Source organism: Peribacillus sp. SIMBA_075 (assembly GCF_046534585.1).
The window spans coordinates 1-253 of sequence record NZ_JAWRYN010001117.1; the positions used below are offsets into that span (position 1 = coordinate 1).

Below are 253 nucleotides of genomic sequence, written 5' to 3' on the forward strand. Positions count from 1 at the left end.
GTGCTGACCCTCCGCACATTCCCCCACCGCCGAACCCGTTGGCACCCATTGCGAGCACCAATGTGACTGGGACGGCCACCAGGGTGACGGGCACGATGAGGACGATGATGGCGGCGATGATCAGCAGGTTCCGTGTCGTCTTCGGATGCGTCACCGCGTGCGCCGACACCGCGCCGGCACTGATCATGCCGCCACCTCCTGCTCCAGCACCGCTCGGGCGATCATCAGCAATCGTTTTGCGGTCGCGATCCGC

1 protein-coding gene is annotated in these 253 nt (G+C 65.6%); it reads right to left on the reverse strand.

Annotated features, from left to right (window positions below; all coding sequences use genetic code 11):
* Positions 1-187: hypothetical protein (locus SB775_RS31775; protein ID WP_410865273.1), on the reverse strand; the 187-nt coding region annotated here is incomplete at its 3' end.
* Positions 188-253: the final 66 nt, after the last annotated feature.